General features: G+C 71.3%; 14 protein-coding genes. 6 read left to right on the forward strand and 8 right to left on the reverse strand.

What is annotated here, in order from left to right; translation table 11 throughout:
- Nucleotides 1-4: 4 nt before the first annotated feature.
- Complete coding sequence (locus ACIBA9_RS10985) at nt 5-1,129, reverse strand: magnesium and cobalt transport protein CorA (RefSeq protein ID WP_399361734.1); 1,125 nt, start codon at nt 1,127-1,129, stop codon at nt 5-7.
- A 457-nt stretch (nt 1,130-1,586) separates the two neighbouring features.
- Here ACIBA9_RS10985 and ACIBA9_RS10990 point away from each other — a divergent pair, with 457 nt between their 5' ends.
- Nucleotides 1,587-2,174, forward strand: coding sequence for a suppressor of fused domain protein (locus ACIBA9_RS10990; protein ID WP_399361736.1), 588 nt, complete (start codon nt 1,587-1,589; stop codon nt 2,172-2,174).
- Between the two features lie 43 nt (nt 2,175-2,217).
- On the opposite strand, the gene ACIBA9_RS10995 is transcribed toward ACIBA9_RS10990, so the two are convergent.
- Nucleotides 2,218-3,441, reverse strand: coding sequence for an MFS transporter (locus tag ACIBA9_RS10995; RefSeq protein WP_399361737.1), 1,224 nt, complete (start codon nt 3,439-3,441; stop codon nt 2,218-2,220).
- Between the two features lie 160 nt (nt 3,442-3,601).
- On the opposite strand from ACIBA9_RS10995, the gene ACIBA9_RS11000 reads away from it, so the two are divergent.
- The 3 genes from ACIBA9_RS11000 to ACIBA9_RS11010 all read left to right on the forward strand — a co-directional run bounded on the left by ACIBA9_RS11000 (nt 3,602) and on the right by ACIBA9_RS11010 (nt 6,022).
- The gene (locus tag ACIBA9_RS11000) at nt 3,602-4,243 is read left to right on the forward strand and encodes a DUF6758 family protein (protein ID WP_399361739.1); all 642 of its coding nucleotides are present in this window, start codon (nt 3,602-3,604) and stop codon (nt 4,241-4,243) included.
- A gap of 170 nt (nt 4,244-4,413) precedes the next feature.
- The gene (locus tag ACIBA9_RS11005) at nt 4,414-5,271 is read left to right on the forward strand and encodes a PHP domain-containing protein (RefSeq protein ID WP_399361741.1); all 858 of its coding nucleotides are present in this window, start codon (nt 4,414-4,416) and stop codon (nt 5,269-5,271) included.
- A gap of 145 nt (nt 5,272-5,416) precedes the next feature.
- A complete protein-coding gene (locus ACIBA9_RS11010) occupies nt 5,417-6,022 on the forward strand; it encodes a MarC family protein (protein WP_362164786.1) in 606 nt (201 codons plus the stop codon).
- Nucleotides 6,023-6,070: 48 nt separating this feature from the next.
- Here ACIBA9_RS11010 and ACIBA9_RS11015 read toward each other — a convergent pair whose 3' ends face one another.
- Nucleotides 6,071-6,223, reverse strand: a complete 153-nt coding sequence (locus ACIBA9_RS11015; RefSeq protein WP_099054875.1) for a hypothetical protein — start codon at nt 6,221-6,223, stop codon at nt 6,071-6,073.
- Nucleotides 6,224-6,441: 218 nt separating this feature from the next.
- Here ACIBA9_RS11015 and ACIBA9_RS11020 point away from each other — a divergent pair, with 218 nt between their 5' ends.
- Entirely contained in the window at nt 6,442-7,338 is an 897-nt protein-coding gene (locus ACIBA9_RS11020; protein ID WP_362164784.1) for an NYN domain-containing protein, read from the forward strand.
- 14 nt (nt 7,339-7,352) lie between these two features.
- Here the strand turns inward: ACIBA9_RS11020 and ACIBA9_RS11025 are convergent, their stop codons facing one another.
- Together ACIBA9_RS11025 and ACIBA9_RS11030 are read right to left on the reverse strand one after the other, a co-directional pair.
- Entirely contained in the window at nt 7,353-8,261 is a 909-nt protein-coding gene (locus ACIBA9_RS11025; RefSeq protein WP_399361744.1) for an alpha/beta fold hydrolase, read from the reverse strand.
- Nucleotides 8,262-8,450: 189 nt separating this feature from the next.
- Nucleotides 8,451-10,946, reverse strand: a complete 2,496-nt coding sequence (locus ACIBA9_RS11030; protein ID WP_399361746.1) for a DEAD/DEAH box helicase — start codon at nt 10,944-10,946, stop codon at nt 8,451-8,453.
- A 505-nt stretch (nt 10,947-11,451) separates the two neighbouring features.
- Between ACIBA9_RS11030 and ACIBA9_RS11035 the strand changes: the two genes are divergently transcribed.
- Nucleotides 11,452-12,198, forward strand: coding sequence for a ferritin-like fold-containing protein (locus ACIBA9_RS11035; RefSeq protein ID WP_399361748.1), 747 nt, complete (start codon nt 11,452-11,454; stop codon nt 12,196-12,198).
- A gap of 126 nt (nt 12,199-12,324) precedes the next feature.
- Here ACIBA9_RS11035 and ACIBA9_RS11040 read toward each other — a convergent pair whose 3' ends face one another.
- From ACIBA9_RS11040 to ACIBA9_RS11050, 3 genes are all read right to left on the reverse strand, one after another.
- Nucleotides 12,325-12,594: a hypothetical protein gene (locus ACIBA9_RS11040; RefSeq protein WP_399361750.1), complete on the reverse strand. Its 270-nt coding sequence runs from the start codon at nt 12,592-12,594 to the stop codon at nt 12,325-12,327.
- Between the two features lie 169 nt (nt 12,595-12,763).
- Nucleotides 12,764-12,991: a DUF3107 domain-containing protein gene (locus ACIBA9_RS11045; protein ID WP_163010685.1), complete on the reverse strand. Its 228-nt coding sequence runs from the start codon at nt 12,989-12,991 to the stop codon at nt 12,764-12,766.
- 143 nt (nt 12,992-13,134) lie between these two features.
- Entirely contained in the window at nt 13,135-13,776 is a 642-nt protein-coding gene (locus ACIBA9_RS11050; protein WP_362164773.1) for a TetR/AcrR family transcriptional regulator, read from the reverse strand.
- Between the last annotated feature and the right edge of the window lie 96 nt (nt 13,777-13,872).

The raw sequence follows: 13,872 nt of genomic DNA on the forward strand, positions 1-13,872 counted from the left end.
CCGCTCACAGCCAGCCGTTGCGCTTGAGCGTGCGGTGGATGCCCAGACACAGGACGACCGTGATGCCCATGATCACCGGGTAGCCGTACTTCCAGTGCAGCTCGGGCATGTGCTTGAAGTTCATGCCGTACACCCCGCACACCATCGTCGGCACGGCGATGATGGCCGCCCACGCGGTGATCTTGCGCATGTCCTCGTTCTGCGCGACGGACGCCTGGGCGAGGTTGGCCTGGAGGATGGAGTTGAGCAGTTCGTCGAAGCCCAGCACCTGCTCCTGGACCCGGGCGAGGTGGTCGGCGACGTCCCGGAAGTACTTCTGGATGTCGGGGTCGATCAGCCGCATCGGCCGCTCGCTCAGCAGCTGCATGGGCCGCAGCAGCGGGGCGACCGCGCGCTTGAACTCCAGTACCTCGCGCTTGAGTTGGTAGATCCGCGCCGAGTCCACACCACGCGAGACGCCGCCCTTGCGGCCCGGCGAGAAGACCTCTGTCTCCACGTCGTCGATGTCGTCCTGCACGGCGTCGGCGACCGCGATGTAGCCGTCCACCACATGGTCGGCGATGGCGTGCAGCACGGCCGAGGGGCCCTTCGCGAGCAGCTCCGGGTCGTCCTGGAGGCGGTGCCGCAGCGCCCTGAGCGAGCCCTGGCCGCCGTGCCGCACGGTGATGAAGAAGTCCCGGCCGGTGAAGCACATGACCTCGCCGGTCTCGACGACCTCGCTGTTGGCGGTGAGCCGGTCGTGCTCCACGTAGTGGATGGTCTTGAAGACCGTGAACAGCGAGTCGTCGTAGCGCTCCAGCTTCGGGCGCTGGTGGGCCTGCACCGCGTCCTCGACGGCCAGCGGGTGCAGTCCGAACTCGCCGGCGATACCGGCGAACTCCGCCTCGGTCGGCTCGTGCAGACCGATCCAGACGAACCCGCCGTCCCGGCGCACCAGCCGCATCGCCTCCTGCGGGGTCAGCGGTCCCGCGCTCTGCAGGCGGGCCCCGTCGCGGTAGACGGCGCAGTCGACCACGGCCGAGGGCGTGGCGGGGTCGCGGGTGGTGTCGTACGACGTGCTCGTGTCCTTGCGCAGCGAGACGCGGGACGACGGGCGGACCACGGCACGCAGGTCGCGGATCATCGACATGGGCAGGCTCCTTCGCGGGCGGGCAGCGAATGCGCGCGGCGACGGGTGGAACTACCCGGAATGGGGACGTTCTGACTGCAGATGTTTGGCACGTCCACAAAGCGGGGAGCACCGCACCGTCGCGGTGGCGACTTCGCTACTGATACAGAACTGATTCAGATCAGGCAGATCAGGCAAAGCGAGACGAAGTGCTCTTCCGAACGACGAAGCGAACGTGAGGGCGGCAGCCGGCCAGGAACTACGTCAGCGGCCGGAAGAGCGAGTGGTACTACCAGGTCGACTTCGATCCATGACAGCCCCACCTCCTCCGGCCGGTCCCTCGTAAGGGAGTCTCGTCGGCTTCGGGACTCGATAGCGACGCTCTGCGTGCTGCCCCGAACCGCCGGCTCACAGTACCAGCCGCCCGTACTGTCAAGGCGCCGCTTTGCCCGCTGCTGGCGAGTTCTATGCTCGCCGCATGGTTGATGTTCTTCCTCTGGTCGAGGCACGGTTGACCACCGCGCTCGGCGAACCGGACGCGCGCGCCGCGGTCACCTTCCTCGGTACGGACCGCATCGAGGTGCTCCGCTTCCAGGAGGGCGACGTCGTCCGCTACGCCACCCTCGGCATGTCCCGGCACCCCATGGCGGACCCCACCGCCGTGCTCGCCGACCCGGTCAAGGGCCCCCGCGCCGAGCTGGTCCTGTCCGTGCGCGCGGGCGTCGCCGACACCGACGCGGTACTCCGCCCGCTCGCCGTGCTCGCCGCGTCGCCGCAGGTGGAAGGCCTGGTGGTGACTCCGGGTGCCTCCCTGGACGTGGGCGAGGCGCTGTGGTCGGGCGCCCCCTTCACCTCGGTGCTGGTGGGCGAGCCCGGCGGCCTGGTGGAGGACCTGGAGCTGGACGCTCCGCTGGACCCCGTACGGTTCCTGCCGCTGCTGCCCATGACGCCGAACGAGGCCGCCTGGAAGCGGGTGCACGGCGCCCAGGCCCTCCAGGAGCGCTGGCTGGCCAACGGGACGGACCTGAGGGATCCGTCCCGCAGGTCCGTCCCACTTCAGCCGTGAGCCGGCCGAGTGAGCAAGCTCACCAAATCCCGGCGCGGACCGGTCAGTTGGCGAAGACGCCGACGCCGTCCTCGGTGGCGTGCCCCGGCGCCAGCTCCTCCGCCTCGTGTGTGAGCGCCTTGCGCCGTACGGCGACCACCGCCGCCCCCAGCACCGCGGTCACCGCCGCGACCACGAACGGGACGTGGATGTCGCTCCACTCCTCGATCTTCGGCGCGAAGTAGGGAGCGGCGGCGGCCGCGAACCAGCGGACGAAGTTGTAGCCCGCGCTGGCCACCGGGCGCGGCGCGTCCGACACGCCGAGGGCCAGCTCGGTGTAGACGGTGTTGTTCACGCCGATGAACGCGCCGGACAGGATCGTGCAGACGACGGCCGCGGTGTGGCTGCCGTAGCCGAGCACGAGCACGTCCACCGCCAGCAGCACCAGCGAGCCGCCGAGCACCCGCAGCGAGCCGAACCGCTTCTGCAGGCGCGGGGCCACGATCACCGAGAAGACGGCGAGCAGCACACCCCAGGCGAAGAACACCCCGCCGGAGCGGTAGGGGGTCATGTTCAGCACGAACGGGGTGAAGGCGAGCACGGTGAAGAACGTGTAGTTGTAGAAGAACGCCGAGACCGCCGCCGAGGCCAGACCGCCGTGGCCGAGCGCCTTGAGCGGATCCAGGATCGAGGTCTTGCGGGCGGGCTTCGGCTGCTCCTTCAGGAACGCCGTGATGCACAGGAAGCCGATCGCCATCAGCGTGGCCGTGCCGAAGAAGGGGTAGCGCCAGCTGATGTTGCCGAGGACCGCGCCGAGCAGCGGGCCGCAGGCCATGCCGAGGCCGAGCGCGGACTCGTACAGCAGGATCGCCGCCGCGCTGCCGCCGGCCGCCGCGCCGACGATCACCGCCAGGGCGGTCGAGACGAACAGCGCGTTGCCGAGTCCCCAGCCGGCCCGGAACCCGACCAGCTGCCCGACCGAGCCGGAGGTGCCGGCCAGGGCCGCGAAGACGACCACGAGCGCGAGCCCGAGCAGCAGGGTCCGGCGGCCGCCGATGCGGCTGGAGACGAAGCCGGTCAGCAGCATGGCGACCGCGGTGATCAGGAAGTACGAGGTGAAGAGCAGGGACACCTGGCTCGTCGTGGCGTTCAGGCCCTGCGCGATGGACGGCAGGATCGGATCGACGAGGCCGATGCCCATGAAGGCGACGACAGAGGCGCCGGCCGTGGCCCAGACCGCCTTGGGCTGTCGCAGGATGCCGCCGGCTCCCGCGTCGAGGGGGTCCATGTGCTTCTCCCATCCCGGGCAACAAGTAGTTGGTGTATGCACATAGTAAGTTAGCCGTGCTAATTAATGCAAGGTACATCTAGTTTCACCTGGTCGGTGGCACCCCCGGACGGGTGATCGTCCTTGACGTGGCGCGGCAGGGGTAGGACCGTGGAGCCCTATGAGGGGCGAACCCAGTTGCCCGAAGTGCGGTGGCCGGGTCAGGGCTCCCGGACTCTTCGCCGATTCGTGGCAGTGCGATGTACACGGGCCGGTGTATCCCCTGCAGCCCGTGATCCCGCCCAGCGTCGAGGCCCTCGGCGTCGTCGTGCGTCACACCCAGGTGCCGGTGTGGATGCCGTGGCCGCTGCCGGTCGGATGGCTCTTCACCGGCGTGCGCTACGCGGGCGACGAGCGAAGTGGCGGTCGCGCGACCGCCGTCGCCTGCTCGGGCCCCGGCCCGCTCGGCGGTCCCGGCGAGCTGATCCTGGTCGCCGAGGAACTCGGTGTCGGCCTCGGCGCGCGGTACGCGGGCATCGACGGCCCGGACCCGGGGTCGTACATGAACGTCGAGAAGCCACCCCAGGCCAAGCTCCTGGCCGCCGGCCGCCCGACCCCGCTCTGGCACGTCTACCGCACCCCGGACGACCGCGCGGTCTTCGCCGGCGAGGCCCTCGGGATGTGGCTGTGGGCGGTGATCTGGCCCGAACAGGCGGGGCTGCTCATGTACGACGAGCTGGTGCTGACGGATCTGCGGGACGCGGGCGCGGAACTGGACCTGGTGCCCTGCGGCGCGTTGTCGCCGCGCCTGCTTCAGCCTTAGCGGACACGCCGGTCGCCGAGGGGCCGGTGGCGCGGTCCGTCGTCCTCCTGTCGTCCTGTCGCCCGCGTTGCCCGTAGGGGGCGCTCCCTGGGTGCGGGTGTGACAGGGCGGGGTCGAATCCCCGCTATCCTTAGGTGTCCCCCTGCCGTAGCGTCCCGTCTGGAGTCACCGTGCGCGTCGATCTGCACTGTCACTCCACGGCCTCGGACGGTACGGATACCCCGGCCGAGCTGGTGCGCAACGCCGCCGCGGCCGGACTGGACGTCGTCGCCCTGACCGATCACGACACCACCCGCGGCCATGCCGAGGCGATCGCCGCGCTGCCCGCCGGTCTCACCCTGGTCACCGGCGCCGAGCTGTCCTGCCGGGTCGACGGAGTCTCCCTGCATCTGCTGGCCTACCTCTTCGACCCCGAGGAGCCCGCCCTGCTCGCCGAGCGTGAGCTGGTCCGGGACGACCGGGTGCCGCGCGCCCGGGGCATGGTCGCCAAGCTGAACGCGCTGGGCGTGCCGGTCACCTGGGAGCAGGTCGAGCGGATCGCCGCCGGCGGTTCCGTCGGGCGCCCGCACGTCGCCTCCGCACTGGTCGAGCTGGGCGTCGTGCCGACCGTGGGTGACGCGTTCACCGAGGAGTGGCTCGCCGACGGCGGCCGGGCCTATGTGCCGAAGCACGAGACCGACCCCTTCGAGGCGATCCGGCTGGTCAAGGGCGCGGGCGGCGTGACGGTCTTCGCGCATCCGGCCGCCGCCAAGCGCGGTCGTACGGTTCCCGAGGCCACGATCGCCAAGATGGCGGCGGCGGGCCTCGACGGCGTCGAGGTCGACCACATGGACCACGACCCGGACACCCGGGCCCGGCTGCGCGGCCTCGCCGAGGAGCTGGACCTGCTGGTCACGGGCTCCTCGGACTACCACGGCAGCCGCAAGACCGTGTCGCTGGGCGCGTACACGACCGACCCCGAGGTCTACGGGGAGATCACGCGACGGGCCACCGGCGCGTTCCCCGTCCCGGGCGCCGGCGGAATCTGACGGTCGGCATCCGGCGTCCGCCGGCCGAACGACCCGCCCCTCGCTCTTCCCCCCTCCACCCTTCCTTCCGCACGTCCGCCGTGCACGCGCGTCCGCTCCGCCGGACGGGTGCCGTCGGCGGTGGCTCCATCATGCAAGGCGCACCATGTTCGACATCGCCGTCTTCGGCTCTCTGTTCCTGACCCTCTTCGTCATCATGGATCCCCCGGGGATCACCCCGATCTTCCTCGCCCTGACCGCCGGACGTCCGGCGAAGGTCCAGAAGCGGATGGCCTTCCAGGCCGTCTGCGTGGCGGGCGGGGTCATCGCCGTCTTCGGCGTCCTGGGCCACCAGATCCTCGACTATCTGCACGTGTCCGTCCCGGCGCTGATGATCGCGGGCGGTCTGCTGCTCCTGCTGATCGCGCTGGACCTGCTCACCGGCAAGACCGACGAGCCGAAGCAGACCAAGGACGTCAACGTGGCCCTGGTCCCGCTGGGCATGCCGCTGCTCGCGGGGCCCGGAGCCATCGTCTCCGTGATCCTGGCCGTGCAGAAGGCCGGCAGCGTGGCCACGCAGGTCTCGGTGTGGTCCGCGATCCTCGCGATCCACGTCGTGCTGTGGCTGGTGATGCGTTACTCGCTGCTGATCATTCGGGTCATCAAGGACGGCGGCGTGGTGCTCGTGACTCGGCTCGCCGGCATGATGCTCTCCGCGATCGCGGTGCAGCAGATCATCAACGGGGTCACTCAGGTGATCCGGGGGAGCTGAGCCGGCGTCGGCTCGGCACCCCCGGAAAGCTTGAGTGGCAGCGCCCGTTTACGAGGCCTGGGTCTCGGCCGGGCGGATCCACAGGCGCTGTCCGATGGCGGCGGCCTGTTGAACGATCCTGTTGACGGAGGCGGCGTCCACGACGGTGCTGTCCACGGTGGTGCCGTCGACCTCGTCGAGTCGCATGATTTCGAAGCGCATGGGCTTCTCCCTTCGTCTGGTCATCCTCCTGCGGAGAACTACTTGGTGTGCACGGGATGTGTATCCCGTGTTCTGTGTAGTCAACGTGCTGCTTGTTACAAACATTCCCTACGCTAAATAAATTTTTCGAACAACTAATTACTGACCGGTAAGCGGAGGTTGTGAGACCCACCGGGACCGGTTGTGTTCGCAGCGTGACCGACGAGACAATAGGCCCGATGAACGACGACCTGGCCGCCGTGGGCGCCCGCATCGACCACACGAACGAGCTGCTGGAACGCATGCTCGCCGAAGTGGCGAAGACGCCCTCCACCCACGCGATCTTCGTCGACGCGGGGTACCTCTACGCGGCCGCGGGGCGGCTGGTCTCCGGCACCGAGGACCGCCGGGCCTTCGACCTCGACGCCGAGGGCCTCATCGACGCCCTGATCGACAAGGCCCGCACGATCTTCGCGGACAGCCGTCTGCTGCGCGTCTACTGGTACGACGGCGCCCGCCGCCGCATCCACACCGCCGAGCAGCAGACCATCGCCGAACTCCCCGACGTCAAGGTCCGCCTCGGCAACCTCAACGCCAACAACCAGCAGAAGGGCGTCGACTCCCTGATCCGCTCCGACCTGGAGTCCCTCGCCCGGCATCGCGCGATCAGCGACGCCGCCCTGCTCGGCGGTGACGAGGACCTGGTCTCGGCGGTCGAGGCGGCGCAGGGGTACGGAGCCCGCGTCCACCTCTGGGGCATCGAGGCGCCCGAGGGCCGCAACCAGGCCGAGCCGCTGCTCTGGGAGGTCGACAGCCAGCGCACCTTCGACCTGGAGTTCTTCAAGCCCTACGTCACCCGGCGCACGGCCGCCGCCTACGAGGCCAACGCCGGCACCCGCCCCACCCGGGACGACGTCCGCTTCGTCGGCGCCCAGATCGCGGCGAAGTGGCTGGCCTCCCGGGGCCGCGAGGCGATGGGCGAACTGCTCCCGGGCCACCCCTACCTGCCAGGCTCCGTCGACCAGGACCTGCTGGTCGAGGCCGAGGGCCTGCTCCAGTACTCCCTGCGCGGCCAGGCCGACCTGCGCCGCTCCCTCAGGGACGGCTTCTGGGACCACCTGCAGTCGCAGTACTAGGGCTTTCCTCGGGATCAGGCCGGCCGGGATCGGGGGCGCCGCGCGTCAGGCCCCGCGTCCTCGTCCCAGAATCCGGCGATCGCGCGGGCCGTCGCGAGCGGGCGGTCGGTGTTGGGGGAGTGCTCGGCGCCCTCGACGACCGTCCGCCGCGCCCCGAGCCGTAGCGCCATGTCGTCGAGCAGGGGCAGCGGCCAGGTGTCGTCCTGTGAGCCCGACAGTACGTGGAACGGCATGGACAGCGCGGCCAGTTCGGCGACCCGGTCCGGCTCCGTACACAACTGAAGCCCGGTGGCCAGGAGTTGGGCGGGCCTGGTGCTCAGCCAGCGGCGCCGCAGATCGTTCCGGTCGTCCAGGCCGCCGTCGAGCGAGGGCGTGTCGGTCTCCTCCGGCGGCTCCATCGCCTGGATCGCCGCCCACACCTCGGCCATGCTCATCACCGTGAGCGCGTCCCGCAGCAGCTTCACCCGCTTCTGCTGGGACACCGAGATCTGCGCCGGACCGGAGGCCATGAGGGTGAGCGACCGGAAGGGCGAGCGGTCGAGCAGCACCGCCGCGCGCGCGATCTGGCCGCCCAGGGAGTGCCCCAGCAGATGCACCGGCTGCCCGAGCGCCTCGGCCTGCGCGAGCACATCACGCGCCAACTCCTCCTGCGCGTAAGCCGATTCGTCCGACTCCGGGCCGTCCGACTCGAACTGTCCGCGCCCGTCCACGGCCACGGTCCGGTATCCGCGCTCCGCCAGCGGCACATGCAGCTGGTTGAAGTCCTCCTTGCTGCCGGTGAATCCCGGCAGCAGCAGCGCCACACCCCGGGGCTCGACTCCGGAGGCCACCGGGGCGTCTACGACGGCGAACTCCCCACGCGCCGTCCGCAAGGAGTAGGCGCGAGCGCCGGGGGGCGGGAGAAAGGTGGCGGGCCTGCTCATGGGGAGAGGTTATCGGGGGATGGGGAGGGGCGCTGAAGAGGGCGCAGGGGCGCGCGGGTGGTGTGCGGGGTGGTCCGGGCGGGGCGATCGGCGCGGGCGGCTGTCGCAGGAACGCCGATGGCCCGGCCCCCATCGGGTGGGGACCGGGCCATCGGCGGCTGACGGTGCTACCGCTGCCGTGGGGCCGGATCAGGCCTCGGAGGCTTCCACGGCCGCCGTCGCCTTGCGGGCACGGCGGCGCGGCTTGACCTCCGGCTCGTCGGTGGCCTGCGCCGGAATCTCCGGAGCGGCCGCGACGGCCTTACGGGTGCGCCGAGCCTTGGGAGCGGCGGCCGGCTCGGTCCCCTCGGCCACGTCCGCCGGGGCGGCCGCGGTCTTGCGGGTGCGGCGGGGCTTGGTCTCCGCGACCTCCGTGACCTCCGTGGCGGTCTCGGCGGCCACCGCGGTCTTGCGGGTGCGGCGCGGCTTGGCCTCCGCCTCGGGCGCCTCGGTGGCGGCCGCGGTGGCGGCCGTCTTCCGGGTGCGGCGGGGCTTGGCCTCTACGGCCTCCGCGGTATCCGCGACGGCCGCCGGGGCTGCCGCGGTCTTGCGGGTGCGGCGGGGCTTGGTCTCCGCGACCTCCGCGACCTCCGTGGCGGTCTCGGCGGCTGCCGCCGTCTTCCGCGTGCGGCGCGGCTTGGCCTCCGCGACCTCCGTGGTGGCCTCGGCGGCTGCCGCGGTCTCCGCGGTCTTCCGGGTGCGACGCGGCTTGGTCTCCGCGACCTCCGCGACCTCCGCGACGGCCTCGGGGGCTGCCGCGGTCTTGCGGGTGCGGCGCGGCTTGGTCGCCGGGGCGGCTTCCTCCACGACCGGGGCCTCGGCCACGGCGGGCGCCTCGGCCACCGGCTCCGCAGCCTTGCGCGTACGCCGGCGCGGCTTGGCCTCCGCGGCCTCGGCGGTGTCCACCGCGGCCTCGGCCGGAGCGGCCGGTTCGGCCGCCTTGCGAGTGCGACGGCGCGGCCCCGCCTCCGCGACCGGTTCGGTCACGGGCGCGGACTCGGTCACGGGCTCGGCGGCCGGGCTGTCCGCCACCGGCTCCACGACCGTCTCCGGCGCCTGACGCTCCGCCGTCCTACGGGTACGGCGACGCGGCCTGGCCGGAGCGTCCGGCGCGGCCGGACCCTGTGCGGTGTCCACCGACTCAACGACGGCCTCGACGGGCTCGGCGATCACGGGCGCCTCGGCGGTCACGGGTGCCGTGGCGGCCGACACCGCCTCCGCCGTGCCCGCGCCACGGGTGCGGCGACGGCGGCGCGGCGTACGGGACTCCGTCGCCTCCTCGGCGCCGGACTCGACGGTCGGGGCCGTGGCGGCGGAGGCGTCCAGCGTGGTGCCGCCGCGCGTACGGCGGCGACGGCGCGGCGTACGGGCCGGACGCTCGCGCTCGGACGGGGCGGCCTCGGCACGCTCGCCGTGACCGCGACGGTCGCCGCGGCCGCGGGCGCCGCGCCCACCGGTCTCGCCCAGGTCCTCCACCTGCTCCGCGGCCAGACCCGCGCGGGTCCGCTCCGAGCGCGGCAGGGTGCCCTTGGTGCCCGCGGGGATGCCGAGGTCCGAGAACAGGTGCGGCGAGCTCGAGTACGTCTCCACCGGGTCGTTGAAGTCCAGCTGCAGCGCCTTGTTGATCAGCTGCCAGCGCGGGATGTCGTCCCAGTCGACGAACGTGATCGCCGTACCCTTGGCGCCCGCGCGGCCGGTGCGGCCGACCCGGTGCAGATACGTCTTCTCGTCCTCGGGGGACTGGTAGTTGACGACGTGGGTCACGCCCTCGACGTCGATGCCGCGCGCGGCGACGTCGGTACAGACCAGGACGTCGACCTTGCCGTTGCGGAAGGCCCGCAGCGCCTGCTCGCGGGCGCCCTGGCCGAGGTCGCCGTGGACCGCGCCGGAGGCGAAGCCCCGGCGCTGCAACTGCTCGGCGATGTCGGCGGCCGTCCGCTTGGTGCGGCAGAAGATCATCGCCAGTCCGCGGCCCTCGGCCTGCAGGATGCGGGAGATCATCTCCGGCTTATCCATGGAGTGCGCGCGGTAGACGAACTGCTTGATGTTCGCGACCGTCACGCCCTCGTCGTCCGGCGCGGTGGCACGGATGTGCGTGGGCTGCGACATGTAGCGGCGGGCGAGGCCGATGACCGCGCCCGGCATGGTCGCCGAGAAAAGCATGGTCTGGCGGCGGGCCGGCAGCAGCTTGATGATCTTCTCGACGTCGGGCAGGAAGCCCAGGTCGAGCATCTCGTCCGCCTCGTCGAGGACCAGGCTCTTGATGTGGCTGAGGTCGAGCTTCTTCTGCCCGGCCAGGTCCAGCAGCCGGCCCGGGGTGCCGACGATCACGTCGACGCCCTTCTTCAGGGCCTCTACCTGGGGCTCGTAGGCCCGGCCGCCGTAGATCGCCAGCACGCGCACGTTGCGGACCTTGCCGGCGGTCTGCAGGTCGTTGGTGACCTGCGTGCACAGCTCGCGCGTGGGGACGACGACGAGCGCCTGCGGCGCTTCGGTGAGGGCCTCGGGAGCGGCGCGTCCGGCCTCGACGTCGGCGGGGACGGTGACGCGCTCGAGGAGCGGGAGGCCGAAGCCCAGCGTCTTGCCGGTGCCGGTCTTGGCCTGGCCGATGACGTCCGAGCCGGAAAGGGCGACGGGGAGCGTCATCTCCTGGATGGGGAAGGGGTTGATGATGCCGACGGCCTCCAGGGCCTCGGCCGTCTCGGGAAGGATTCCGAGATCTCGAAACGTCGTAGTCAGGGTTATGCCTCTTCTGTGTGGCGCGGTGCGAGGCGAGCGCGGGGGTCTTTGACGGACCGTGCCGGGGACGTCGGCTGCCATACGGGCGAACCACTCGGGCCAGCCGTAAAGCACGGGACCTCTGCCGACGCTCTAGCGCTCGTACCGCTGAGGGTGTCCCTCCGGTCGTCGTACGCAGAGACGTCGTACGGCCAGGGAGGGCTGTCAGGTCGGAGCCGATCGGGCCACCGACCGGGCATCCTCATGCGTGCACCCCGTCGGACACGTCGAACAGCGTCGACGCACTCAGCAGGCGCATTACCACCATACCCCGGAATCGTGCACATGTGATGGCCGAATAGGTCACGTAGTCGTGGTCACACTGCTTGACCAGGGCCTTCCACGGATCGTCAGGCGGGCTATTGTGCGCCTCATGACTAGCTCTGACAAGGCTGTGAACGCGTCCGCCGCCTCCGCCGAACCGACCGGTGTCGCCGCCCAGGACTGGGCGCGCGCCGCCGCCGAGCCGCAGTACCGCGCCGCGGTCGTGGATCTGCTCGGAGCGCTGGCGTACGGGGAGCTGGCGGCGTTCGAGCGGCTGGCCGAGGACGCCAAGCTGGCGCCGACCCTCGCGGACAAGGCCGAGCTGGCGAAGATGGCCTCGGCCGAGTTCCACCACTTCGAGCGGCTGCGCGACCGGCTGACCGAGATCGGCGAGGAGCCGACGGCGGCCATGGATCCCTTCGTCGCCGCGCTCGACGGCTTCCACCGGCAGACGGCGCCCTCCGACTGGCTGGAGGGCCTGGTCAAGGCCTACGTCGGCGACTCCATCGCGAGTGACTTCTACCGCGAGGTCGCGGTCCGCCTGGACGTCGACACGCGCGAGCTGGTGCTCGCGGTGCTCGACGACACCGGGCACGCCGGGTTCGCGGTGGAGAAGGTGCGGGCCGCGATCGACGCCGATCCGCGGGTGGGCGGCCGGCTGGCGCTGTGGGCGCGGCGGCTGATGGGCGAGGCGCTGTCGCAGTCGCAGCGGGTCGTCGCCGACCGGGACGCGCTGTCCACGATGCTCGTAGGCGGTGTGGCCGACGGCTTCGATCTCGCGGAGGTCGGCAGGATGTTCTCGCGGATCACCGAGGCGCACACCAAGCGGATGGCCGCGCTGGGCCTGGCCGCCTAGGGCCCGTCCGGGCGGCGCGGCGCGGGCCGCCAGCGCGGTCGCCGGGCAGGGTGCGCCGGGCAGGGGGTCCGCCGGTTACGCGGTAAGCCGGGCCGGCGGTCCTTCCGTTACGCGATGGCCGATCGGCTACGCGGTGGCTGATCGGCGCATCCGGCCTCGGGCCGGGCGCAGGAGCAGGGACAGGGACGCCGCGGAGACGATCACGGCGCCCAGGACGCTCGGCAGCACGCTGCCCGTCCCCAGGGCGCTGTGGGTGACGAAGTCGCCGCACAGGGCTCCGGCCACGCCGGTGGAGTACACGAGCGGGTGGTTCGGCAACCGGTGCGACAGGCGGTGCGCGGCCGCCCACGCGAGCACGAGTCCGAGCACAGCGGAGCCGAGTGCTTCCAGGATCATCGCGAGGTCCCTCCCACCGCCGGACTGGTCTTGTCGGTCGTAGCCCGTCATACCCGTGACCTGCGGATTGCAATCATCGACTGTGGGGGAGTCGTGCTCCTTCCGTGTGCGCGGCGCACGCGGAAGGGCCCGGCGGCACACGGCCGCCGGGCCCTTTCACGACTTCGGACTACAGCGTGCCGAAACCCACCTTGCGCACGGTCGGCTCGCCGATCTCCACGTACGCCAGACGGTCCGTCGGTACCAGGACCTTGCGGCCCTTCTCGTCCTGGAGGCTCAGCAGCTGCGTCTTGCCGGACAGAGCCTCGGACACCAGGCGCTCGACCTCCTCGACGCTCTGACCGCTCTCCAGCACGATCTCGCGGGGCGCGTGCTGCACGCCGATCTTGACCTCCACGGCTTATGTCCCTCCGACGGTCAGTGATGTGCGCGATCTTCCGCGCCGTACGCAGCACACATTAGCCCGGTGAGGCGACGTACACGCTGTGGGCCCGAACGCCGTCAGCGAACAGCCGGCGGAACGAACGGCCCCACGCGTCCTCAGTGGTGTTCGCTGCCGTGCAGCGGGAAACCGGCGATGCCCCGCCAGGCCAGCGAGGCCAGCAGCTGCACCGCCTGGTCGCGCGGGACGCTGCGGTCGCTGTGCAGCCAGGAACGGGCCACGACCTGGGCGAGGCCGCCGAGGCCGGAGGCGAGCAGCATCGACTCCGCGCGCGAGAGACCCGTGTCCTCGGCGATGACCTCGCAGATCGCCTCGGCACACTCGTTGGTGACCTTGTCGACGCGCTCACGCACCGCCGGCTCGTTCGTCAGGTCCGATTCGAAGACCAGCCGGAAGGCCCCGCCGTCGTCCTCGACGTACGCGAAGTAGGCGTCCATGGTCGCCCGCACGCGCTGCTTGTTGTCGGTCGTCGAGGCGAGCGCGCTCCGCACCGCCTGGATCAGCGACTCGCAGTGCTGGTCCAGCAGGGCCAGGTAGAGGTCGAGCTTGCCGGGGAAGTGCTGGTAGAGCACCGGCTTGCTCACACCGGCCCGCTCGGCGATGTCGTCCATCGCCGCCGCGTGGTAGCCCTGTGCGACGAAGACCTCCTGGGCGGCGCCCAGCAGCTGGTTCCGTCGGGCTCGGCGCGGCAGTCGTGTGCCACGCGGGCGTGCTGCCTCAGTCTGCTCGATGGCTGTCACGCCGCCTCCCAATGTCGTCCACATGCGGTGTCGACCGCGCGGCCATCGTACTTTTCGGTAACCCACATGTGCGCGGTGCGAACGCAGAATTTCACG

This window comes from Streptomyces sp. NPDC051452 (assembly GCF_044454765.1).
In the GTDB taxonomy this organism is placed as follows: Bacteria; Actinomycetota; Actinomycetes; order Streptomycetales; family Streptomycetaceae; genus Streptomyces.

What these genes read in the sequence shown, in the direction of transcription:
- ACIBA9_RS11035 (WP_399361748.1), top strand. Translation starts at nt 11,452, where the DNA reads ATGACTAGCTCTGACAAGGCTGTGAACGCGTCCGCCGCCTCCGCCGAA.
- ACIBA9_RS11040 (WP_399361750.1), bottom strand. Translation starts at nt 12,594, where the DNA reads ATGATCCTGGAAGCACTCGGCTCCGCTGTGCTCGGACTCGTGCTCGCG.
- ACIBA9_RS11030 (WP_399361746.1), bottom strand. Translation starts at nt 10,946, where the DNA reads ATGACGCTCCCCGTCGCCCTTTCCGGCTCGGACGTCATCGGCCAGGCC.
- ACIBA9_RS10995 (WP_399361737.1), bottom strand. Translation starts at nt 3,441, where the DNA reads ATGGACCCCCTCGACGCGGGAGCCGGCGGCATCCTGCGACAGCCCAAG.
- ACIBA9_RS11000 (WP_399361739.1), top strand. Translation starts at nt 3,602, where the DNA reads ATGAGGGGCGAACCCAGTTGCCCGAAGTGCGGTGGCCGGGTCAGGGCT.
- ACIBA9_RS10985 (WP_399361734.1), bottom strand. Translation starts at nt 1,129, where the DNA reads ATGTCGATGATCCGCGACCTGCGTGCCGTGGTCCGCCCGTCGTCCCGC.
- ACIBA9_RS11025 (WP_399361744.1), bottom strand. Translation starts at nt 8,261, where the DNA reads ATGAGCAGGCCCGCCACCTTTCTCCCGCCCCCCGGCGCTCGCGCCTAC.
- ACIBA9_RS11020 (WP_362164784.1), top strand. Translation starts at nt 6,442, where the DNA reads ATGAACGACGACCTGGCCGCCGTGGGCGCCCGCATCGACCACACGAAC.
- ACIBA9_RS11010 (WP_362164786.1), top strand. Translation starts at nt 5,417, where the DNA reads ATGTTCGACATCGCCGTCTTCGGCTCTCTGTTCCTGACCCTCTTCGTC.
- ACIBA9_RS11015 (WP_099054875.1), bottom strand. Translation starts at nt 6,223, where the DNA reads ATGCGCTTCGAAATCATGCGACTCGACGAGGTCGACGGCACCACCGTG.
- ACIBA9_RS10990 (WP_399361736.1), top strand. Translation starts at nt 1,587, where the DNA reads ATGGTTGATGTTCTTCCTCTGGTCGAGGCACGGTTGACCACCGCGCTC.